This is a genomic window from Nocardioides sp. LMS-CY (genome assembly GCF_018732145.1).
Lineage (GTDB): Bacteria > Actinomycetota > Actinomycetes > Propionibacteriales > Nocardioidaceae > Nocardioides > Nocardioides soli.
The window spans coordinates 3,003,363-3,025,182 of record NZ_CP076104.1 but is presented as its reverse complement, the minus strand read 5'-3'; the positions used below and the strand labels follow the sequence as shown (position 1 = coordinate 3,025,182).

At 70.8% G+C, this 21,820-nt stretch carries 23 protein-coding genes and 1 tRNA gene; 18 read left to right on the top strand and 6 right to left on the bottom strand.

Annotated elements, in window-relative coordinates; translation table 11 throughout:
* Nucleotides 1-7 precede the first annotated feature (7 nt).
* The 5 genes from cmk (at nt 8) to KM427_RS14485 (ending at nt 3,613) form a co-directional block, all read left to right on the top strand.
* Complete coding sequence (gene cmk, locus KM427_RS14505; RefSeq protein WP_252274518.1) at nt 8-709, top strand: (d)CMP kinase; 702 nt, start codon at nt 8-10, stop codon at nt 707-709.
* A complete protein-coding gene (locus KM427_RS14500; protein WP_183594362.1) occupies nt 706-1,467 on the top strand; it encodes a lysophospholipid acyltransferase family protein in 762 nt (253 codons plus the stop codon). The genes cmk and KM427_RS14500 overlap by 4 nt, the downstream gene beginning before the upstream one ends.
* Entirely contained in the window at nt 1,464-2,828 is a 1,365-nt protein-coding gene (gene der, locus KM427_RS14495; protein WP_183594363.1) for a ribosome biogenesis GTPase Der, read from the top strand. Before KM427_RS14500 ends, der begins: the two co-directional genes overlap by 4 nt.
* A gap of 58 nt (nt 2,829-2,886) precedes the next feature.
* Nucleotides 2,887-3,411 carry a DinB family protein gene (locus tag KM427_RS14490; RefSeq protein ID WP_183594364.1) on the top strand — a complete coding sequence of 175 codons (525 nt, stop codon included), beginning with the start codon at nt 2,887-2,889 and terminating at the stop codon, nt 3,409-3,411.
* Between the two features lie 128 nt (nt 3,412-3,539).
* Nucleotides 3,540-3,613: transfer RNA gene (locus KM427_RS14485), tRNA-Pro, on the top strand.
* A gap of 95 nt (nt 3,614-3,708) precedes the next feature.
* On the opposite strand, the gene KM427_RS14480 is transcribed toward KM427_RS14485, so the two are convergent.
* The 3 genes from KM427_RS14480 to KM427_RS14470 form a co-directional block, all read right to left on the bottom strand.
* Entirely contained in the window at nt 3,709-4,461 is a 753-nt protein-coding gene (locus tag KM427_RS14480) for a GAF and ANTAR domain-containing protein (RefSeq protein ID WP_215524320.1), read from the bottom strand.
* Nucleotides 4,458-5,237 carry a GAF and ANTAR domain-containing protein gene (locus KM427_RS14475; protein WP_215524319.1) on the bottom strand — a complete coding sequence of 260 codons (780 nt, stop codon included), beginning with the start codon at nt 5,235-5,237 and terminating at the stop codon, nt 4,458-4,460. The genes KM427_RS14480 and KM427_RS14475 overlap by 4 nt, the downstream gene beginning before the upstream one ends.
* Before the next feature lie 133 nt (nt 5,238-5,370).
* Complete coding sequence (locus KM427_RS14470; protein ID WP_252274516.1) at nt 5,371-6,351, bottom strand: fatty acid desaturase family protein; 981 nt, start codon at nt 6,349-6,351, stop codon at nt 5,371-5,373.
* Nucleotides 6,352-7,369: 1,018 nt separating this feature from the next.
* On the opposite strand from KM427_RS14470, the gene KM427_RS14465 reads away from it, so the two are divergent.
* The gene (locus KM427_RS14465) at nt 7,370-8,047 is read left to right on the top strand and encodes a response regulator transcription factor (protein ID WP_215524317.1); all 678 of its coding nucleotides are present in this window, start codon (nt 7,370-7,372) and stop codon (nt 8,045-8,047) included.
* Between the two features lie 76 nt (nt 8,048-8,123).
* Here the strand turns inward: KM427_RS14465 and KM427_RS14460 are convergent, their stop codons facing one another.
* The 3 genes from KM427_RS14460 to KM427_RS14455 form a co-directional block, all read right to left on the bottom strand.
* Nucleotides 8,124-8,600: a DUF5994 family protein gene (locus KM427_RS14460; protein WP_252275407.1), complete on the bottom strand. Its 477-nt coding sequence runs from the start codon at nt 8,598-8,600 to the stop codon at nt 8,124-8,126.
* Between the two features lie 137 nt (nt 8,601-8,737).
* Nucleotides 8,738-8,872 (bottom strand): hypothetical protein, encoded by a 135-nt coding sequence (locus KM427_RS25735; protein ID WP_286674195.1) that lies wholly within the window; start codon nt 8,870-8,872, stop codon nt 8,738-8,740.
* Nucleotides 8,873-9,154: 282 nt separating this feature from the next.
* Nucleotides 9,155-9,892, bottom strand: coding sequence for a GntR family transcriptional regulator (locus tag KM427_RS14455; protein WP_215524315.1), 738 nt, complete (start codon nt 9,890-9,892; stop codon nt 9,155-9,157).
* Between the two features lie 203 nt (nt 9,893-10,095).
* Here KM427_RS14455 and KM427_RS14450 point away from each other — a divergent pair, with 203 nt between their 5' ends.
* The 12 genes from KM427_RS14450 to KM427_RS14395 all read left to right on the top strand — a co-directional run bounded on the left by KM427_RS14450 (nt 10,096) and on the right by KM427_RS14395 (nt 21,733).
* Nucleotides 10,096-10,554 carry a VOC family protein gene (locus tag KM427_RS14450; protein ID WP_183594378.1) on the top strand — a complete coding sequence of 153 codons (459 nt, stop codon included), beginning with the start codon at nt 10,096-10,098 and terminating at the stop codon, nt 10,552-10,554.
* Complete coding sequence (locus KM427_RS14445; protein WP_215524314.1) at nt 10,551-11,324, top strand: ATP-binding cassette domain-containing protein; 774 nt, start codon at nt 10,551-10,553, stop codon at nt 11,322-11,324. The genes KM427_RS14450 and KM427_RS14445 overlap by 4 nt, the downstream gene beginning before the upstream one ends.
* Complete coding sequence (locus KM427_RS14440; protein ID WP_183594380.1) at nt 11,324-12,310, top strand: ABC transporter permease; 987 nt, start codon at nt 11,324-11,326, stop codon at nt 12,308-12,310. The genes KM427_RS14445 and KM427_RS14440 overlap by 1 nt, the downstream gene beginning before the upstream one ends.
* A 66-nt stretch (nt 12,311-12,376) precedes the next feature.
* A complete protein-coding gene (locus tag KM427_RS14435; protein WP_183594381.1) occupies nt 12,377-13,357 on the top strand; it encodes a substrate-binding domain-containing protein in 981 nt (326 codons plus the stop codon).
* Nucleotides 13,351-13,938: a cysteine hydrolase family protein gene (locus KM427_RS14430; protein WP_215524313.1), complete on the top strand. Its 588-nt coding sequence runs from the start codon at nt 13,351-13,353 to the stop codon at nt 13,936-13,938. Before KM427_RS14435 ends, KM427_RS14430 begins: the two co-directional genes overlap by 7 nt.
* Nucleotides 13,935-14,843, top strand: a complete 909-nt coding sequence (locus KM427_RS14425) for a carbohydrate kinase family protein (RefSeq protein WP_215524312.1) — start codon at nt 13,935-13,937, stop codon at nt 14,841-14,843. The genes KM427_RS14430 and KM427_RS14425 overlap by 4 nt, the downstream gene beginning before the upstream one ends.
* A complete protein-coding gene (locus KM427_RS14420) occupies nt 14,840-15,598 on the top strand; it encodes a nucleoside phosphorylase (protein WP_215524311.1) in 759 nt (252 codons plus the stop codon). Before KM427_RS14425 ends, KM427_RS14420 begins: the two co-directional genes overlap by 4 nt.
* A gap of 11 nt (nt 15,599-15,609) precedes the next feature.
* Nucleotides 15,610-16,413, top strand: a complete 804-nt coding sequence (locus tag KM427_RS14415; protein WP_183594384.1) for a sugar isomerase domain-containing protein — start codon at nt 15,610-15,612, stop codon at nt 16,411-16,413.
* Entirely contained in the window at nt 16,410-17,879 is a 1,470-nt protein-coding gene (locus KM427_RS14410; RefSeq protein ID WP_215524310.1) for an aldehyde dehydrogenase family protein, read from the top strand. The genes KM427_RS14415 and KM427_RS14410 overlap by 4 nt, the downstream gene beginning before the upstream one ends.
* 16 nt (nt 17,880-17,895) lie before the next feature.
* Nucleotides 17,896-19,404 carry an aldehyde dehydrogenase family protein gene (locus KM427_RS14405; RefSeq protein WP_215524309.1) on the top strand — a complete coding sequence of 503 codons (1,509 nt, stop codon included), beginning with the start codon at nt 17,896-17,898 and terminating at the stop codon, nt 19,402-19,404.
* On the top strand, nt 19,401-20,546 hold the full coding sequence (locus KM427_RS14400) for a CaiB/BaiF CoA transferase family protein (protein WP_215524308.1): 1,146 nt from the start codon (nt 19,401-19,403) through the stop codon (nt 20,544-20,546). The genes KM427_RS14405 and KM427_RS14400 overlap by 4 nt, the downstream gene beginning before the upstream one ends.
* Nucleotides 20,543-21,733 (top strand): acyl-CoA dehydrogenase family protein, encoded by a 1,191-nt coding sequence (locus tag KM427_RS14395; protein WP_252274513.1) that lies wholly within the window; start codon nt 20,543-20,545, stop codon nt 21,731-21,733. Before KM427_RS14400 ends, KM427_RS14395 begins: the two co-directional genes overlap by 4 nt.
* Nucleotides 21,734-21,820: the final 87 nt, after the last annotated feature.

Sequence of the window (21,820 nt, the reverse complement as noted above, 5' to 3'; positions counted from 1 at the left end):
CGGCCCCGTGAACAGCTCCGCACGCACCGCTCCTGCCGGCCTGGTCGTCGCCGTCGACGGCACCTCGGGGTCCGGCAAGTCGAGCACCTCGCGCGGGGTCGCCGACCGGCTGGGCCTGCGCTACCTCGACACCGGCGCGATGTTCCGCGCGATGACGTGGTGGATGCTCGAGCGCGGCGTCGACGTGCACGACCCGGCCGCGGTGGCCGCGCGCTGCGGCGAGCCCGAGATCGTGTCGGGCACCGATCCGCTCGGCCCCACGATCACCGTCGACGGCACGGACGTCGCGGTCGCCATCCGCAGCGACGAGGTCAACGCGGCCGTGTCGCCGGTCAGTGCGGTTCCCGAGGTGCGGGCCCGACTCCTGGCGCTCCAGCGCGCCGTCATCGCGGCCGAGACCGACCGCGGCGGCATCGTGGTCGAGGGCCGCGACATCGGGTCGGTCGTCGCACCCGACGCGCCGGTCAAGGTCTACCTGAGTGCCGACCCGGCCGCCCGGGCCGCGCGCCGGGCCGCCGAGCAGGGTGGCGCCGACGTCGCGGCTACCCGCGCGTCGCTGCTCGCCCGCGACCGCATCGACTCCGGCCGGGCCGCGGCCCCGCTCGTGCAGGCCGACGGCGCCGTCCACATCGACACCACGTCGGCCACGCTCGAGGAGGTCATCGGCCTGGTCGTGTCGCTGGTCGAGTCTGCGGGGACCCCGCAATGAGTACCCAGCGCGCCCACCTGGCCCCGCCGCGCAGCGACCGGGTCAAGGGCGCGCCGCGCTACCTGCTGCACTCCCTGCGGCCGCTCGCGCGCTGGGTGATCCGGCGCCGCTACACCGTGCGTGTCAACCACCGGTCGCACGTCCCCGCGACCGGTCCGGTGATCTTCGCCTCCAACCACGTCGGCGTCATCGACGGGCCGCTGCTCGCGATCTTCGCGCCCCGGCCGGTGCACGCGCTCACCAAGATCGAGATGTTCCGCGGCCTGCTCGGCCGCTTCCTGTGGGCCTCGGGGCAGATCCCGCTGGACCGCTTCCACACCGACCCGCGCGCGGTGAAGACCTGCGTCCGCGCGCTGCGCAGCGGCCGCGCGATCGGCATCTACCCGGAGGGCAGCCGCGGCGCGGGCGACCTCGAGCGGTTCCACCGCGGCGCGGCCTACCTGGCGCTGGTGTCGGGCGCGCCCGTCGTACCAGTCATCATGCTCGGGAGCCGCGAGCCGGGCGGCACCAGCGGCTCGCTCCCGGCACGGGGAGCGACCGTCGACATGGTCTTCGGCGAGGTGTGGCACACCGACGCCGCCCCGTGGCCGCGCACCCGGGAACAAGTGGAGAAGGCGTCGTTGTTGCTCCGTGAGCACATGCTGGTCCAGCTGGACCGGGCGCGCGCGTCGACCGGGAGGGAGCTCCCGGGTCCGCTGCCGCCGACCGACGTAGATCCAGACCCACCGACCGGGGTCACCGACGAAGGAGCACCATGACCGAGCTCGAGCCTGCCGCCGCCGAGGGGCAGCCCGAGAACAGCGGCCCCGTCCCCGTCCTCGCCGTCGTGGGGCGCCCCAACGTCGGCAAGTCGACGCTGGTGAACCGGATCATCGGCCGCCGCGAGGCCGTCGTCGAGGACGTCCCGGGCGTGACCCGCGACCGCGTCTCGTACGACGCCGACTGGGCCGGCCGCGCGTTCACGGTCGTCGACACCGGCGGCTGGGACCCCGACGCCCGCGGCCTCGCCGAGCGGATCGCCGCCCAGGCCGAGGTCGCCGTCAGCCTGGCCGACGCCGTGCTCTTCGTCGTCGACGCGACCGTCGGGATCACCGACTCCGACGAGGCGGTCGTGCGGATCCTCCGCAAGTCCGGCAAGCCGGTCGTGCTGGCCGCCAACAAGGTCGACGACCAGCGGACCGAGGCCGAGGCGTACGGCCTGTGGAACCTCGGGCTCGGTGAGCCCTACCCCGTCTCCGCGCTGCACGGCCGCGGCTCGGGCGACCTGCTCGACGCCGTACTCGCGGCCCTGCCGGAGCCGCCGCCGGAGCGCGAACCCGAGGTCGGCGGCCCGCGGCGGGTGGCGATCGTGGGCAAGCCGAACGTCGGCAAGTCGTCGCTGCTCAACAGGCTCGCGGGGGAGGAGCGCGTCGTCGTCGACAACGTCGCCGGCACCACCGTCGACCCCGTCGACGAGCTGATCGAGCTCGGTGGCCGCACCTGGCGCTTCATCGACACCGCCGGCCTGCGCAAGCGGGTCAAGGAGGCCTCCGGTCACGAGTACTACGCGTCGCTGCGCACCTCGACCGCGATCGACCGCGCGGAGGTGGCCGTGCTGGTGCTGGACGCCGACCAGTCGATCTCCGAGCAGGACGTGCGCATCCTGCAGACCGTCCGCGAGGCCGGCCGGGCGCTGGTGATCGCCTTCAACAAGTGGGACCTCGTCGACGAGGAGCGCCGCTACTACCTGGAGCGGGAGATCGAGCGCGAGCTGGTGCAGGTGCAGTGGGCGCCGCGGATCAACGTCACCGCGCGCACCGGCTGGCACGTCGACCGGCTGGTCCCGGCGCTCGACAAGGCGCTGGAGGGCTGGGAGACCCGGATCTCCACCGGCGCGCTGAACGGCTTCCTGGGCCGGCTGGTCGCCGAGCATCCGCACCCGGTGCGCGGCGGCAAGCAGCCGAAGATCCTCTTCGGCACCCAGGCGACGACCGCGCCGCCGACGTTCATCCTCTTCACGAGCGGCAAGCTCGACGCGGCGTACGAGCGGTTCATCGAGCGTCGGCTGCGCGAGGAGTTCGGCTTCGTCGGCACGCCGATCGTGCTCCAGCAGCGGCCGCGCGAGAAGCGCAAGCGGTAGCCCAGATCCACCCGGATTGAGGACAGCAACCGGCCTGATCGGTTCCTAGAGTCGAGGCATGACCACTGAACGCGCCGACCTCCTCGACCTGCTCCGCAAGCACCGCGAGCTCTTCCGGTTCACCGTCCAGGGCCTCACCGACGAGCAGGCCGCCAGCCGGCCGACCGTCAGCGAGCTCTGCCTCGGCGGCCTGATCAAGCACGTCACCGCGACCGAGAAGACCTGGGCCGACTTCGTGGCGCACGGCCCCGCCGCGCAGCCCGACGTGGACTGGGCGAACATCGACTGGTCGAACCCGCCGGCGTTCATCATCGAGCACCAGAACGGCTTCCGGATGCTCGACGGCGAGACCCTGGAGGGCCTGCTGGCGGCCTACGACGTGGTGGCCGGCGAGACCGACCGGCTGGTCGAGACCGTGGACCTCGACCGGCGCTACCCGCTGCCCGAGGCGCCGTGGTTCGAGCCGGGCGCGAGCTGGTCGGCCCGGCGCGCGTTCGCCCACATCGCGGTCGAGACCGCCCAGCACGCCGGCCACGCCGACATCCTCCGCGAGACCATCGACGGGCAGAAGTCGATGGGCTGACCGGCCCCGCCGGGGTCGTGCTGCCCGGAGCGTGCCGGGCGCCTCTCCGTAGCGCGACCCGATTCCGGGGAACCGGCCGGGCTGCGGTAGTGTTCACGCGGCTCGCTGCTCACAAGGTGGCGACCGTTCGGGCTGTGGCGCAGCTTGGTAGCGCACTTGACTGGGGGTCAAGGGGTCGCAGGTTCAAATCCTGTCAGCCCGACCGATGTGAACCGGCTCCGACCCAGCGGAACCGCTGGGTTGGAGCCGGTTCTGCAGGTGAGCCAGGTCGTCCTCCTGACGGATCGACGTCCGGGCTCAGGGAAGAAGGGCGGCGGACCTCGCGTGGTCGAGCAGCGCCTGGCCCGGAAGCTCACGGTTCACGACCTCGGCTGCGACCTCGCTGAGTCGGCGGCCGTGGTCGCGGGCGTAGCGACGCAGGATGGCGAAGGCGTCCTCCATCTCGACTCCGGCGGTGTGGGCGATCACTCCCTTGGCCTGCTCCAGGACGATGCGGCTCGTCAGGGCGTGCTGCAACTGTGCGTTGACGGTTGCCAGGTCGGCCGCGGACCTCTCGTTGACGATGGCCACGCTGGCCACATGCACCAGGGCCTGGGCGAGCGCCAGGTCGTCATCGTCCAGTTGGCCGACCTCCACCCCGAAGAGGCCCAAGGTCCCGAGAGGGGTCTCCCGCAGTCGCATTGGCAACGCGTGGACCGACCTGAACCCCGCGGCGACGGCGGCCCCGCAGAACTGCGGCCAGCGCCGCTCCTCGGTGGCCAGGTCGGGGACGATGACCGGTTCGCCCACGGCGTAGCAGTCCAGGCAAGGGCCCTCCTCACGCTGGAGCTGGAAGACCTCCAGGTGATGGGTGCGCTCGGAGGACGATGCCACCAGGTGGAGCGTCCCCTGCCCGTCCGCCAGGAGCAGGCCTGCCGACGCGACGTTGAGCAACCCGGCGCAGTTCATCGTGAGCAGCGAGAGCATCTCGACGACGTCGTACTCCTCGACCAGCTCGTTGGACAGGCCTACGAAGGCGTGGATGATGTCGCGCTCCCTGCCGTCGGTCATGAGAGCCTCCTTGCCGGACCGCCGTCGTCACCCTCGTCGTCGTGGTCGTCGTGGTCGTCTCGGTCCAGCACTAGTCTGCGCTGCACGATCGCCAGCGCCACCTCGATCGCGGTCTGGCCGGTGGCCATCGCATGGGCTCGCAACCGCACGAGCGCCTCGGCGGCGTCGACGTCGAGTTGGGCGATCAGCATCCCGGTGGCCTGGTAGACCTCGATCCGGTTCACCTCCGCGAGATCCCCTGACCCGGCGCCGGCGCCGGCGCCGGCGCCGCCCAGCTCATCGAGATCGGGATGGCCGGCTCCGGCGACTAGGTCGAGCAGCGGCTTGGACGCCAGCTCGGCAGCGAGCATGGCGCCGGAGATCTGATCGGGGCTCAAAGGACCCGGCTCGGCGCGGAACAGGTCGAGAGCCCCGACGCACGCCGAGGTGATCATGACGGGGAAGGCGAACACGCCACGGATGCCGTCGTCCAAGACAGCGTCGGCGAAGAGCGGCCACCGCTGTTCCCGTGGGGAGTCGAGGTCGGGAGCGAGGACCATCTCGCGCGCCTCGACCGCGTCGAGGCACGGACCCTCTCCGAAGGTGAACTGGTATTCGTCGAGCCGGCGGCCGGTCTCACTGCTTGCGCCGAACGTTCCCCGTGACGCTCCCTCGTAGACCATCGAGACCGCGGCGCCGTCGATGCCGAACAAGCCCACACAGGTCACGCACAGCTCGTTGGCGGCGGAGATGCCCGGCGCTGCCGCCGCCATCGCGGCATTCAACTCGGTCCTCATGGCGCTGAGTGAGGAAGTCATGTGCTTCCTTCCGCCGCCGCTCTCGCGACGTGTCCTCCGCCGGCGCGGATCATTCGTCAGGACGGCCATTCTAGCCGTCGGGGATCGACGGACACCGGACGCGGGCGATCGGTCATCGGCCGAGCTGCCCGGCTAGCGGGCAGTCGAACGGACCGCGGGCGCGGAGACCGACGTGGTTGAGGTAGTCGACGACGATGCCGTACGACGTCCACACGCCCACCTCCGTGTAGGGCACTCCGTGCGTGGCGCAGTGCTGCCTGACGACGGGCTGGACGTGCCGGAGATTGGGCCGCGGCATACTCGGGAAGAGGTGGTGTTCGATCTGGTAGTTCAGCCCACCCATCATCGCGCGGACGACGACGCCGCCGCGGACGTTGCGCGACATCAGGACCTGACGCTGCAGGAAGTCGAGTTTCATCGAGTGCGGCACGATCGGCATACCCTTGTGGTTGGGCGCGAACGACGCGCCCAGGCAGAGTCCGAACACAGCCATCTGGACCAGGAAGAACGCGAGCGCCTTCACCGGGGTTAGCAGGACCAACAGTGCCGCGACGTAGAGGGACAGCCGCGCCACGATCAAGGACAGCTCGGTCCATCGGTGTGGCACATCCCTCCGGGACGTCAAGTGCCGCACCCCTGCCAAGGTCAGGTTGAGTCCCTCGAGGGTCAGCAGGGGGAAGAACAACCAGCCCTGGTGACGGAGGAACCATCCCCGTGCCGGGGTGGTCCGACCCGCCGCGACGTCGCGAGTGAACGCCAATAACCCAGACACGATGTCGGGGTCGCGTCCTTCCTGGTTCGGCGTGGCGTGATGTCGGTTGTGCTTGCCGCGCCACCAGCCGTAGCTCAGGCCGGCGAAGGCGCCCGAGAGCACCCGAGCCGTCCAGTCGTTCCAGGCTGCGCTGGCAAAGATCTGGCGATGCGCGGCGTCATGGCCGAGGAAGCCGAACTGGGTCAGCAGCATCCCCAGGAGTGCGGCGAGCACCAGTTGCCACCAGGAGTCACCGACCCTGGCAACGGCCATGAACAGGAGAGCGAAGCCGGCCATGCAGGCCGCGATTCGGCTCCAGTAGTAGCCGTAGCGGCGATCCATCAATCCACTGGCGCGAACGCTCGCGGCAAGGTCTGTGTAGCTGCTCGTCGTCCGGCGCCGCCTGCTCTCGGCAGCCGGGCTTCGGTCCGGGAGCGCCGGTACCTGGAGGAGGCCGCTAGCAGGGGGTTCGACCATGGAGATCCCTCACGTCATCGGATGTGCGACGAGGCGTCGGGTCCAGGACGACTGCTTCCTCCAGCCTAGCCCGCGCCTGTTCTTCTGGATCACCAACGGCAGCCGTGCACCGTGCGGCGACCGTTGGACGCCGTCCTCCACGCGCTCGGTCCTCGGGCTGGTCGAGTGGTAGCCTGGCGCGACCACCATGCGTGGGTGTTGCCCTGGACCCGGCAGCAGGCAGTGATCGCAGCCTCGCCGAGGGTCCTTCTCTCGAAGGTCGTCAACCAGGGCCGATCGCCTCGTTTCGAGCGACTACCCACGACGATCATGGAGGGCGTATGACGAACCAACGGGAAGTGCCGCCGGGGCGTGCGGATGGCGCTTGCTCGAAGCCAGCCCGGAGCCTCGCCCGCGGTGGCCCGGGACGCGTGCCGGCCTCCAGGAGGCCCACGAGTTCGTCGGCAGCGGGCTCGCCCAGCCCGTCGTCCTTCTCCGGCGATCGGGCCGCGCCCGTCTACATCGGTCTGGGGGAGGAGCCGGCGAGGCGCTCATCTGCTCCCGGCCGCGCCGTGCTCTCGCAGTGTGAGGTCCGGATGAACACGCTCATCTGCTGTGGCGGGAGCAATCAGGAGATCGCGCAGCAGGCTGTCTGGATATCAGCAGTGAAGACCTGTATCCGGGCGGCTTACCGGAAGATCGGGGTCAGCAGCACATCTCAAGCTGTGCTCTGGGGTCCGGAGCACGGCTTGGGCGCATGAGCAGCTCAGAGTCCTTCCGCCTCGACGGCGTTGCTGCGCCTCGCGCGTGTGCGACGGGCGCCTTCGTCGCGGGCGAACAGGGAGCAGATCGTCGCGTGCACATGTCGGAGAGCCACGTGGGATGGCGGCGGCGGGTCACCTTCGTGGATGACGACGACCTGTTCTTGGAGCTGGTCGCTCGTGTGCTGGAGCGGCATGGATATGTCTGCCGCGCGGTCTCGGCGCAGGCAGGCCCGGCTGTGGGGTCGTTGGTGCGCGGTGTGATGCGCTCGCGACCGGACGTGGTCGTCGCGACGCTGGACCTCAAGTCCGGCTACGGCGACGGGGGTGCGATGCTGCAGTCTTTGACCGGTGCCGGCTACTGTGTCATGTCGCTCACCGATTCGGGCGACCCGGTCCGGGTGGGTGAGGCGCTGTTCCTAGGGGCTCATTCGGTCGCAGCGAAGACGATGCCGCTCGACCAGTTCCTCGCGGTGCTCAGCAGCACCGAGCGCGCCGCCTCGCCCGCCGAGCAGCAGGAGCGCGATCACCAGATCGAGCAGTACCGTCGGCACCACGGGGCGGACCGTGGGGACAGCCAGCGGCTGGCCAGCTTGAGCCAGCAGGAGCGGGATGTCCTCAACCTCCTGGTCGAGGGGCGGCTGGTCCGGGAGATCGTCGCGAGGCGCGTGGTCTCCCCGCACACCGTCCGCACCCAGATCAAGAGCATCCTGGGCAAGCTCGAGGTCGCGTCGCAGGCGGAGGCGGTGGCGCTCGCACGCCACCACAGCTGGATGGCTCGCACCCGCCGGCAACCAGGGCTGGCGACGGGCACGGGGTGAGCGCTGCCGGGGGGCGACTCCATCCGATGCCGTACACCCATGACGTAAGCCGTCGACGGACTCCCTCCGAGTGCGGTCAGCCGTGTGCGCCCTCACTACACCAGCGGTCCCAGTCCGCGGCGTCGCCGGGCTGCGTGTCGATCGCCCCGGCAGCCGACAAGAGGCGTTCGCCGTCAACGCGATTGGTATTGCTCGGAATGACCACGAGTCGTAGCCGGCGTCCGGACGACAGGGTCAAGATCATCAGACGCGTGTCGTCGCTGGGGAACGACCCGACCTTCACGGGGCCACGCTCTGCCGCGATCGGGCGGACGCCGTGGTCGCCGGCGGGCGTGACATCGTCCCAGTCTGGGCGCGAGAAGAGAAGCCGATAGATCCGTCCGGCTGACTCTGGGAAGTGATCCACGAGATCAGCGGCTTCTTCTTGAAGGTTCCGCGACCAGGGCCACCAGGCGCCTTCCGGGGCTCCGAGTGACGGGCTGTCGGCGAGACACAGTCGCAAGGGTCCCCGTGTCCGCGGTTCGAGGGAAGGCACGTTCGGTGACGTCGTCATGACGTCCACCCTTCGTTCCTGCCTTGGAGGCTCAACGAGCCTGGCCTAACAGGTTTGTTGCCTCCACGGTACCGGCTGGGCCCTGACCGACCGCCGCACGAGGTTGTGCGCGCACGACCGGTGGGTCGCCGGCAGCGTCACTTCCTCTTCGTCGGGTGGACCTTGTCGGCGATGGCTTCCTCGGTCGCCTTGCTGCGCTTCTCGGCGCGCTTCTCCTTGATGGACTTTCCGGACTTCTTGGACATGCTCTGGCGCGGCGACTTGTCGCTCATGGCGTTCTCTTCTGAGAGGAAGCCTGACTGGCTTCGTATCCCCAACGGTACGCCCCGGCCTCACACGTCACCCAGGTGATCCTCGCGGCCGCCAGGTCGTCCTTGCCGGTCACCGCGTTGCGGACCTGAAGGGATCTTCAATCGGCTCGGGAGCGGAGGCTCCTGGCCAGGGTGGGGATCAGCACCGCCCGCCGGCTGGAGGGTCACTTTGCGCCGGCTGGAGGGTTACTTTGCGCCCACTCGGCGGGGACTATGAGCCGAAGCCGTAGCGCCTCCTGCCGGTCAGGACAGCTCGACGCGGTACACGTACCACGAGCCCAGGTAGCGGGCACGGACGACCTCGACGACGCGACCCGAGCCGTCGGTCGACTCGCGCATCGCCTCGATGAGAGCGGTGCCGGGGTCGACCTCGAGGGTGAGCGCGTCCTCCTCCGAGCAGTTGATCGCGCGGAGCGTCTCGCGGGCGCGCCGGGGCGCATACGGCGAGCGCTCCAGGCGGGCGTACAACGAGAACGACGGCTCGAGCACGCCGTCGTCGTCCAGGCCGATCGCGTCGGCGACCTCGTAGGGCAGGACGCTGTGCTGCGTGCCGACGGGGGTGTTGCCGACCAGGCGCCGGCGGACCAGCTCGTAGAGTCGGGAGTCGGGCCGGTACGGCTCGTGCAGGGGGTCCTCGGTGGCGGCGACCTCGCCGCGTGACAGGAGCTGCTGTCCAGGCTTCATTCCGAGACTGGTGACGTGGTCGGTGAAGCCACCGAGTCCGTTCAGCGGCCGGTCCAGCGGGGTGGAGGTCACGAACGTGCCCTTGCCCTGCTGCTTCACCACGAGACCACGGTCGGCCAACGTGTCGAGGGCCTTGACGACGGTCGCCCGGCTCAGTCCGTAGGCGTTCGCGAGGGAGTGCTCGGGGGGCAGCAGGCTGCCGACCTTGAACTCGCCCGCGCTGATCTGCGACGTCAGGACCTCGGCGAGCTGTGCGTAGAGCGGTGGGTCGCCAGCGCGACGCGAGAGTCGGGTCATCGCGACCTCCTTCGGTTCCTGTCGCGCGTAGGCGACAACGTATCGTGCGAACGGTCCGGGCTCGGGGCGCTCAGGCGCTCGGCGCCCGGGTTCTGCATTCGACGCGAGAAGTTCGCGCCAGGGTCTTGCGGATCTTCCAGTTCGACCCCAAGAATATGCCAAGTTGACCGGTCAAGTGGTCAACCTGACTGGAAGGGTCGTCCATGCGCCACGCACTGTCGATCGTCACGCTTGGCGTTGCCGACGTCGATCGCGCCGTCGCCTTCTACGAGAAGTTCGGGTGGCGACGGTCGGAGGTCTCCGATCCCGCGATGTGCACCTTCGTCATCACGCCCTCGACGGTGCTGGGGCTCGTGCCCTTCGCGCTGCTCACGGCGGATGCACAGCTCGGGACCGAGCTCGAGAAGGCGCCGAGCTTCGGCGGTTTCACGCTGGCCGTCAACGGGCACAGCCCCGCCGACGTCGACGAGATCATCGAGATCGCGCGGGCCGCGGGCGCGACGATCCACCAGGAGCCGGGGGAGCGGGACTGGGGTGGCTATCCCGGTTACTCCGCGTACTTCCTGGACCTCGACGGCTACCCCTGGGAGGTTGCGTACGCGCCGTTCCTGGACCTCGACGCCGAGGGCCGGTTCGTGCTTCCCGAGGGCTCGAGCGCATGATCCTCACCGAGCCGCTGCTCGAGGTCCGCGATCTCGAGGTCACCTTCGGACACATCCAGGCGTTGCGTGGTGCCTCGCTCACCGTGGGGAAGCACGAGATCGTCGGGCTGGTCGGTGACAACGGCGCCGGCAAGAGCACCCTGGTCAAGGCGATCTCCGGTGTCCGGCCCGCCGACTCGGGGCAGATCTACGTCGAGGGCGCGCCGGCCACGCTCGGCTCGCCCGCCGCCTCGCGCGACCTCGGCATCGAGGTGGTGTACCAGGACCTCGCGTTGGCCTCCCACCTCGACTCCGTGGAGAACCTGTTCCTCGGACGCCAGCTGCGCAGGGGCGGCGTCCTCCGCGCTCTCGGCTTCGTCGACCGCGCCGAGATGCGCCGCGTCGCGACCGAGACGTTCGTGACCCTGAAGATGACCGTGAAGGACCTCTCGACCCCGGTCGGGGACCTGTCCGGTGGTCAGCGGCAGGCGGTCGCGGTCGCCCGGGCGGCGCACTGGGCCGAGCGCCTGATCATCATGGACGAGCCGACCGCGGCGCTGGGGCCCGTGCAGACCGAGCAGGTGGGCAAGATGATCCGGCGCGTCCGCGAGCACGGGCTCTCGGTGCTCGTGGTCAGCCACGACCTCCCGCAGGTGCTCGACATCTGTGACCGCGTCGTCGTCTTCCGGCACGGACTGGCGGTGGCGAGCGTCGCCTCCGAGGACATCGGGGTGCGAGATCTCGTCGATCTGATGAGCGGCGCAGAGGCCGCGGATGAGGAAGAGCTGTGATGTCGTCGTTGTCCGTCGCCGACCTGAGGAAGCGGATCCTCTACCGCGGGTCGCCGGCGCTGGTCTGGTTCACGCTGGTCGTGCTGCTCGTCGTCTTCAGTGCGATGGCGCCCGGGCTCTTCACGAGCAAGGTGAACATCAGCAACATCCTGTCGGACGCGTCCATCCTGATCGTCCTGGCGGTCGCAGCGACGCTGATCCTCGCCGTCGGTGACTTCGACCTGTCGATCGGCGCCGTCCTCGTCTTCTCCGGAATCCTCGGCGCGAAGGTGATGATCGCCTGGGACGGCGGGGTGGGCACCGGCATCGCACTCGGCCTCGTGGTGTGCCTGGTGAGCGGGGCCGCGTGCGGTGCGCTCAGCGGCGCCCTGGTCGCCTACGCACGGATCCCGTCCATCATCACCACCCTCGGTGTGATGGGGCTCCTCACCGGTGCGAGCAACCTGATCACCGGCGGCGTCGATCTCCGGGGCCTGCCCCCCGAGCTGACCCGGAACATCGGCAACCGGTCGTTCGGGGACGTCGTCTCGTTGCCGACGATCGTCGCCTTCGTCGTGGCGATCATCGTCGCGGTCATCATCCGCTCGACCGTGTTCGGCAGGAACACCCTGGCGCTCGGCTCGAACGCGGAGGCCCTGCGACGCGTCGGCGTCGACGTCCGCTTCCACCGGATGAAGGTGTTCGCGCTGGCCGGCATGTGCTACGGCCTGGCCGGGTTCCTCTCGCTCGCCAAGTACTCGACGACCACGATCGCCGGCCACAGCAACGACATGCTCCAGGCCTACACCGCGGCGATCCTCGGCGGCTCCAGCCCGTTCGGCGGCGTCGTGACGGTCGTCGGGACCGTGGTCGGCGTGTTCATCCCGACCACGCTGCAGAACGGGTTCGTGGTGCTCGGTATCGACCCGTTCTGGCAGCAGGTCGCCGTCGGCGGCGTCCTCCTCGTGGCGGTCTTCGTCCAGACCTACCGCAAGAACCAGCGCTAGAGCCTGCGCGCTCGGGCCGTTGGCCCACTTCTCCCCACCACCCCATCCAACAGTCAGGAAACCACGATGAAGACCACTCGTTCCGTCCACGTGATCGCCGGCGTCGCCTGTCTCGCCCTGGCGGCCACGGCCTGCGGCTCCTCCGAGGGTTCGGACAGCGGGGACAGCGTGTCGATCTCCGTCGTCACCGGCAGTGCGGGCGCGTACTACGAGGCGATGGCCTGCGGCGCCGAGAAGGCCGCCAAGGCCGCGGGAGCGAAGATCGACGTGCAGTACCCCGACGCCTACGACCCGACCAAGAGCGAGTCCCTGATCCGCTCGGCCTCGGTCAAGCAGCCGGACGCGATGGTCGTCGTCCCGACGGATGCGACGGCGCTCACGTCGGCGCTGTCCAGCGTCGCTTCCTCGGGGACCAAGCTGGTGTTCGCCGACCAGACGACCGACGACCCGTCGGTTGCGGTCTCCCAGGTGCTGACCGACAACGAGGCCGCGGGCGCGGCCGCGGCCGACGCGATGGCCGACGCCATCGGCGGCAAGGGCAAGGTGATCATCGACGGCGCGGCTCCCGGCTCCTCGGCGGTCGACGAGCGGGTCAACGGGTTCAAGGACCAGATGGCCGAGAACTACCCCGATGTCGACGTCCTGGGTGTCGAGTACTCGCAGTCCGACGCGTCCAAGGCTCGGTCGATCATCAACGGCACCCTCGCGAAGCACCCCGACCTCGCGGGCGTCTACGTGATCTACGAGACCGGCGCGATCGGCATCGGCTCGGCGATCAAGGCCGGCGGCCTGACCGGGAAGGTCAAGATGGTGGGGTTCGACACCGCGCCCACCATCATCGAGATGCTGGAGGAGGGCGTCGTCACCGCCACCGTCGCCCAGCAGCCCGCGCAGATGGGAGAGCTCGCCGTCGAGCAGGCGTTGAAGGCCATCGACGGCGAGGAGGCCGACGCCGAGGTGAGTGTTCCCTTCACGGTCGTCACCAAGGACAACCTCGAGGACAAGGACGTCCAGGCGATCGTGAACGCGTCGGCGAACCAGTGCTGAGCACGGCCGGGCCGACGGCCGCCGGGGCCGGGACGACCGCCCTCGTGGTGGTCGACGTGCTGAACTCGTTCTTCCACCCCGACTGCGGCAACTACTACCCGGAGGCGGCACGGGTCCTGGAGCCGATCGCCAAGCTCCTGGAGACGGCCCGGCGGCGCGACACCCTCGTCGTGCACGCCGTCGAACGGCACCGGCCCGGCCTCGCGGACTTCGAACAGCCGAAGCTGCCCGAGCACTGCCAGATCGGTGGCCTGGACAGCGAGTACGTCGACGGGTTCGCCCCGGTCGACCGCGCCCGCGAGATCGAGGTGCCCAAGCGTCGTTACTCCTCGTTCTACGCGACCGACCTCGGCCTGCTCCTGCGGGAGCAGGGCGTCCAGCGCGTGGTGGTGGTCGGGGTCAAGACGAACGTGTGCATCCGAGCGACGATCCAGGACGGCTTCGCCGGGGGTTTCCAGATGGTGCTCCCGCGCGAGGCGACGAACTCCAACCGTCCCCACCTCGAGGAGGCTTCGATCGAGGACGTCTCCCGCTACTTCGGCGACGTGGTCGACCTCGGTGCGGCGGAGGCGATGCTGTGACCACGATCGCCGTGCTCGGCTACGCCAGCCTCGACCACGCCATGCGCATCGACCCGTTCCGGGGTGCGGATGCGACCACGCACATCCGGGAGCGGGTGAGCGCGGACTGGCCGTCGCCGGGCGGGATCGCGAACCTGGCCCGCGCCGCGGCCGCCGGCGGCCGCGACGTCGTCGCGGTGAGCTGGTTGGCCGACGACGAGCTGGGCCGTGCCTGGAGCGGCGCGCTCGCGGCCGACGGCGTCCGTGACGAGGGAGTGCGCGTCAGCGGGACGCTGAGCCCCCACTCGTACCTGCTCTACGAGCCGGAGGGGGCGACCTACTGCCTCTTCCACCCGGGCGACTCCCATCACGACGAGCTGACGGAGCGGCAGCGGGAGGTGCTCCGGTCGGCCGACTGGGCGCTGGTCGCCGTCGGACCGGCCGCGGCGACCCGCGAGCTCCTCGAGCTGGAGGCCGGCACCCGGGTCGCCTGGTCGGTGAAGCACGATGCCGACGCCCTCCCGGCCGACCTGGTGCGGCGCCTCCTCGGCACCGCCGACGTGATCACGTTCAACCGGGCCGAGGAGACCCTGATCGCCGGCGCCGCCGGAGCCGGCTGGGACGAACACTGCCGTCCCACCACCCTCCTGGTCCGCACCGCCGGCGCCGACGGCGTCGAAGCCTGGTATCCGGGGGAGTCGGTCCTGCACGTGCCGGCCCGGCGTCTCGAGTCGGTCGACGACACGACCGGCGCCGGAGACACCTTCGCGGGCCGGCTGGTCGCCGAGCTGGCCGGGCGCGAGATCCGCGGCCGTGCGGATGAGAGCACCCTGCAAGACGCCTTGCGCGCTGCCGCCGACGCCGCAGCGAACTTCATCGCCGGTCGCAGCCGTGACGCTGCGCCGGCCGGAAAGGAACAGATATGACCGAGCGCGCGTGGTACCTCGGGTGCACGCGAGAGGACGTCGGACCTGCTGCCGTCCTCGTCGGTGACCGCGCCCGTGCCCACCTGGCGGCCGAGCTGCTCGACGACGCCCGCGTCGTGAACGAGAGCCGAGGCCTGACCACCGTCACCGGAACCTGGAAGGGCCAGACGCTGACGGTGAGCGCCTTCGGCATGGGCGCGCCGATCGCCGCGGTGGTGATGCACGAGCTGAGCCTCGTCGGTGTTCGGGCGTTCCTTCGGCTGGGCACCGCGCTCACCTTCGGAGCGACCCGCCTCGGCGACCTCGTGCTGTCCGAAGGCGCCTACCGCGGCGAGTCCACCTCGTCGACCTACCTGCCGCTGGCCTACCCGGCGGTCCCCGACTTCGGCCTCAACCGCGTCCTGCACGAGATCCTGTGCGCTCAGGGCCGGCCGCACCGATCGGGGCTGTACGCGTCCTTCGACGGCTTCTACACCGAGATGTTCGACGCACAGAGCAAGCGCCTCGAGGAGTCGAGCCCGGTCGAGAAGCTCGCCGAGTTCGGCGTCGTCGCGCTCGACATGGAGACCAGCGCGGTCCTCGTCGCGGCCCGCAGGCTCGGTGTCTCCGCGGCGTCCCTGTGCCTCGCCACGGTGGAGCACGAGACCCACTCGATCATGGGCGACGACGAGCGCGCCGACGCTGAGCGTGAGCTGCTCGCGGTCGGGTTCGACGGTCTCGTGCGCCACCTCTCGCTCGACCTCGCTCACCAATGAAGGGAAGCACCATGTCCATTGCATCGTCCATCGCATCCGACTACTTCGCCGACGTCACCCGCAAGCTCCAGTGGATCTCCGACAACCAGGACGAGAACATCGCCGCGGCTGCTCGCATCTGCGCGGACTCGATCGCCGGCGGCGGCCTCGTGTTCGCCTTCGGCACCGGCCACGGGGGCTTCGCGGCACTGGAGATGTTCCCCCGCACCGGCGGCGTGACGGGCTTCCGTCCGATCGTGGAGACCTCGATCGCCCTCATGCACCACGTGCTCGGCGACATGGGCACCGCGCAGTACCGCTTCCTCCACACCCGCGAGGGCTATGGGAAGGCCATCCTGCGCTCCCACCAGATCAAGGACGGCGACTCGCTGATCCTCTTCTCGCACTCGGGCATCAACGCGGTGATCCTGGACATGGCGGAGGAGTTCAAGGCGCGCGGACTCAAGGTCATCGCGGTGACCTCGGTGGCCCACTCGTCGCAGGTCCCGAGCCGACACTCGTGCGGCAAGCGGCTGTACGAGGTCGCCGATGTGGTCATCGACACCAACGTGCCCGTCGAGGACGCCTCCCAGTTCATCGAGGGTCTGGAGTACCCCGTCGGTCCCACGTCGACCTCGCTGGCGGTGGCGATCTCCCACGCCATCAACGCCTCGACGACCGCCGAGCTCGTCTCGCGCGGGGTCAAGCCGATGATCATGGTCAACACCAACTCGAACCGCACGGCCGAGGCGCACCGCCAGAACGACGCCAACTACGCCGAGCTCTGGAACCGCCTGCGCGACCGCGACTTCTCGGCGCCGGTGCCGCAGTCGTGACCGCGCAGCGCGTCTTCTCCGAGCAGCGGCGCCTGGTGATCGACGGCGCCGAGACCGACGGCGTCGACAAGCTGGTCACCCGGGTCGTCGACCCGGCGACCGGCGAGCTCGCCGGCACCACCGCGTACGCCGGTGCCGGCGACGTCGACAAGGCAGTCGAGGCCGCCCGCCGGGCCCAGCCCGACTGGGCTTCGGCCGGACCCGACGCCCGCGCCCGGGTCCTGCACCGCGCCGCCGATCTGGTCCGCGAGCGCGTGGACGAGATCGCGTGGGCGCTGACCCTCGAGCAGGGGAAGCCGGTCCCCGACAGTCGCAAGGAGATCCTCTTCGGCGCGGAGGTCCTCGACTACTACGCCGAGGAGGGCAAGCGCCTGCACGGCGAGGTCCGGACCAGCGCGGCCCCCGACGTCCGGTCGGTCGTGAGCTGGGCGCCCGTCGGGATCGTCGGTGCGATCGTGCCGTGGAACTACCCGGTCGACCTCTACTGCTGGAAGATCGGTCCCGCTCTCGCGGCCGGCAACGCGATGATCGTGAAGCCGCCCCACGAGACCCCCTTCGCCGTCGGCCTGCTCGTCCGCTGCCTGCTCGACGCGGGGCTCCCGGCGGGCGTCCTCAACGACCTGCCCGGCGGCATCGAGGCCGGGCAGCGCCTCGCGGCCCACCCCGACGTCGACATGATCACGGCGACGGCGTCGACGGCGACCGGTCAGGCGTTGATGCGCACGGCCGCCGACACCATGAAGCGGGTGTCCCTGGAGCTCGGCGGGCAGTGCCCGTTCGTCGTACTCGACGACGCCGAGCTCGAGCTGGCGGCACAGGCGGCGTTCCGCCGCTCGTTCTCCAACGCCGGCCAGATCTGCATCGCGGTGAACCGGGTCCTGGTCGCCGAGAGCGTCGCTGACGACTTCGTCGCCGCGGTCGCGGAGCTGGCCGACTCGGTCCGGCTCGGCCACGGCCTGGACGACGGAGTCCTCTACGGGCCGGCGACCAACGCCGGCGTGCTCGCCCGCGCCGCCGATCACGTGGAGGATGCCGTCCGGCTCGGCGCGAAGGTCGTCGCCGGCGGGTCCGTCGATCGCTCGGAGGGCCTGGCCGGCGGGCACTTCTACCGACCCACGGTCATCGACGGGGTGCCGCTGGGTGCCCGGGTGATGTCCGAGGAGACCTTCGGCCCCGTGCTCGGGATCCACCGGTACGCCGAGGACGAGGACCCGGTGCGGCTGGCGAACGCGACGCGCTACGGCCTGGCCGCCTACGTCTACGGCCGCGACCTCGAGCGCGCGTGGTCCGTCGCCGACCGGATCGAGGCCGGTGGAGTGGGCGTCAACATCAACGACGTGTCCGAGCTCCAGGCCCCGTTCGGCGGGTGGAAGCTCTCGGGCTTCGGGCGAGAGCTCGGACCGGAGGGGCTGCGCGGCTTCTCGCAGCAGCGCCACGTCCGCCTCCGGCTGAGGGCGAGCCTGTGACTGCCGGGGTGCACCAGTGACGACGACGAGCTATCGGCCCCGCGACGGTCGGGTCGCGGGGGTGCTCGCGGATACGTCTGCAGCTGCTCTGGAGGCCGTCGTCGCCCGGGCCGCGGCGGCCTCTGACGCGGTGGCGGCTACGTCCCCCCGCACCCGGCGGCGATGGCTGGACGCGCTCGCGGCGGCGCTCGAGGAGCACACCGTCGAGCTCGCCCGGCTGGCGGACACCGAGACCGCTCTCGGGCTGGACCGACTGACCGGCGAGGTCGGCCGGATGGCCGACCAGCTCCGCTTCTACGGCCAGGTCGCGGAGGAGGGGAGCTGGCTCGACGTCACCGTCGATCACGCGACCCCCACGACGCCGCGGCTGGTGAAGGTGAACCGGCCGCTCGGCCCGGTCGCCGTGTTCGGCGCGAGCAACTTCCCCTTCGGGTTCGGGGTGCTGGGCAACGACACCGGCTCGGCGCTGGCCGCCGGCTGCACCGTGGTTGGGAAGGCACACCCGGCCCACGTGCAGACCTGTGTGCGGCTCGAGGAGATCGCGCGGACGGCGCTGGCCGCGGCCGGAGCGCCCGACGGCACCTTCGCGATGGTGAGCGGACTCCAGGCCGGGATCGACCTCGTGCGGTCCCCGGCCGTGGCCGCCGTCGGTTTCACCGGCTCCCAGGCCGGCGGCCTCGCTCTCTGGAGAGCGGCCAACGAGCGCGAGGTGGTGATCCCGGTCTACGCCGAGATGGGCACCGTGAACCCGGTCGTCCTCGCCCCCTCGGGGCTGGCCCGGCTCGACGAGATCGCGCAGGGGTTCGTCGGCTCGTTCACGCTGGGGGCGGGGCAGTTCTGTACCAAGCCCGGTCTGATGTTCGCCCCGGCGGGGGAGCAGGTGCCGGCCAGGGTCGCCCGCGCCCTCGCCGACGTGTCGCCCGCAGCCGTGATGCTCACCGAGGCGATCGCGGACGGGGTGGCCAGCGGGATCCGCGACCTGGTCGCGGCGGGGTGCTCCGTGGTGGGCCGGGTCCCCGGTCCGCCGACAGGATGGGCGGCGGACGCCGCCGTCCTGTCCGCGCCGCTCGAGGCCCTGGCGCCCGGGAGCCGGGTCCTCGAGGAGTGCTTCGGCCCGGTGGCCGTCGTCGTCGAGTACGACGCCCTGGACGACCTCGGGCCGGCGCTGGCCGGGCTGCAGGGGAGTCTTGCCGGTGCCGTGTTCACCGCCGGCGATGGATCGGTGGACCCGGCGGAGGCGTCCCTGGTCGCCCAGCTGGCGCGGAAGGTCGGCCGGGTCATGGTCGACGACTGGCCGACGGGCGTGGCCTTCACCTGGGCGCAGCAGCACGGCGGCCCGTGGCCCTCGACGTCGAACCCGGCGGCGACCTCGGTCGGCGCGGGAGCGCTCGGCCGGTTCCTCCGGCCCGTCGCCTACCAGTCCGTGCCGGACCCGCTGCTCCCGCCCGCGGTCCGCGAGGCCGTCTCCCCGGACAACCCCTGGGGCGTCCCGCGCCGGATCGACGGCCGGCTGGAGACCGCATGACGATGCCGCTCGAGGGCCTGCTCGTCGCCGACTTCAGCCGGGTCCTCGCCGGTCCGCTGGCGACGGCCACCCTAGCCGACCTCGGTGCCCGGGTCGTGAAGGTCGAGCGGCCCGGGACCGGCGACGACACTCGGTCGTGGGGACCACCGTGGACGCCGAGCTCGAGTGCCTACTTCGAGAGCTGCAACCGCAACAAGGAGTCGGTCGTCCTCGATCTCGCGGACCCGCACGACCGCCGGCTCGCGCAGCGGCTGGCGCGGCGTGCCGACGTGCTGGTCGAGAACTTCCGCACCGGCACGCTCGACAAGTACGGGCTCGGCTACGACCAGGTCGCCGCCGACCAGCCCGGCATCGTGTACTGCTCCATCACGGGCTTCGGCAGCGGCGCCGGGGCCGCGCTGCCCGGCTACGACTTCCTCGTCCAGGCCGTCGGCGGCCTGATGAGCGTCACCGGCGAGCCGGACGGCGAGCCGATGAAGGTGGGAGTCGCCCTGGTCGACGTGCTCACCTCGAAGGACGCGGTCACCGGCATCCTCGCCGCGCTGCACTCGCGCCACCGCGACGGCGTCGGCCAGCACGTCGAGGTGAACCTGCTGTCGAGCCTGCTCACGTCGCTGGTCAACCAGGCATCGTCGTACCTGACACCAGGAGCGGGGGTGCCGCCGCGGCTCGGCAACGCGCATCCCTCGATCGCGCCGTACGAGCTGCTCCGCACCGGCAGCGACCACCTGGCACTGGCCTGCGGGAACGACCGCCAGTTCCGCGCCCTCGTCACCGCGATCGGGGAGCCGTCGCTCGCCAACGACCCGCGGTACGCGACGAACGCCGCCCGGGTGGCGCACCGGGCCGACCTGGCCGCCGATCTCGAGCGACTGCTGGCCGCCGACACCGCCGCAGGCTGGACCGAACGGCTCGCCGCGGTGGGCGTGCCGGCCGGGCAGGTGGGCGACCTCGCCGGGGCGTTCGCCCTCGCCGACGACCTCGGGCTGCGGCCCGTCGTCGAGGTCGGTGCCGGGCGACCTGCACAGGTGCGGCACCCCGTCAGCTACTCCGCCGACCCCGTCACCACCTACACCCCGCCCCCGGACCTGGGACAACACAGCGACGAGATCCGTCGTTGGCTCGAGGAGGAAGAATCATGACCGCTGCGATGAAGCCCGGCCGCGTCGACGCCCTGGACCCGGCAGGCCTCGACGCCCTGCTCACCGACGACGAGCGATCGGTCCGGGCCTCCATCCGCGAGATGCTCGACCGGTCGGTCGAACCGAACATCGCCGAGTGGTTCGAGCAGGGCGGCATCCCCGACGTCCGCGGCCTGGCGAAGGAGCTCGGCGCGCTCGGCGTACTCGGCATGCACCTGGAGGGCTACGGCTGCGCCGGGATGAGCGCCACCGAGTACGGCCTCGCGTGCCTGGAGCTGGAGGCGACCGACTCCGGGCTGCGCTCACTCGTCTCGGTGCAGGGCTCGCTCGCGATGTACGCGATCTGGCGGTGGGGGAGCGAGGAGCACAAGCAGGAGTGGCTGCCCCGGATGGCGGCGGGCGACGCGATCGGGTGCTTCGGGCTCACCGAGCCTGACGTGGGCTCCGACCCCGGCGCGATGACCACGCGCGCCCGCCGGGACGGCGACGACTGGGTCCTCGACGGCCGCAAGATGTGGATCTCGAACGCGCCGTACGCCGACGTCGCCGTCGTGTGGGCCGGAACGCCCGAGGGGGTCCGCGGCTTCGTCGTACCCACGGACACGCCGGGCTTCTCCGCTCCGGAGATCAAGCACAAGATGTCGCTGCGCGCGTCGGCCACGGGCGAGCTCGTGCTCGACGGCGTGCGGCTGCCGGCATCGGCCGTGCTGCCCGAGGTCATCGGCCTCAAGGGGCCGCTGTCGTGCCTCAACGAGGCTCGTTTCGGGATCGTCTGGGGCGCCCTCGGCGCGGCCCGGTCCAGCATCGAGGCGGCGCGGTCGTACGCGATCGACCGGGTGCAGTTCGGCAAGCCGATCGGTGCGTTCCAGCTCACCCAGCAGAAGCTCGTCGACATGTCGCTCGAGTACGTCAAGGGCTACCTCCTGGCCGTGCACCTCGGCCGCCGCAAGGACGCCGGCGTGCTGGAGCCCGAGCAGGTGAGCATCGGCAAGCTCAACAACGTCCGGGAGGCGCTGGAGATCTGCCGGACCGCCCGGACGATCCTCGGCGCTAACGGCATCTCGCTCGAGTACCCCGTCATCCGGCACATGAACAACCTCGAGTCCGTCCTCACCTACGAGGGCACGACCGAGATGCACACGCTCGTCCTCGGGCAGGTGCTCACCGGGCAGTCCGCGTTCCGCTGATCCGCACCACCCAGCGCCTACGACGAACGGCCGGGCGCCCCGCAGGGGTTGCCGGCCGTGGTCGGATCCGACGCCCGACCTATCGGA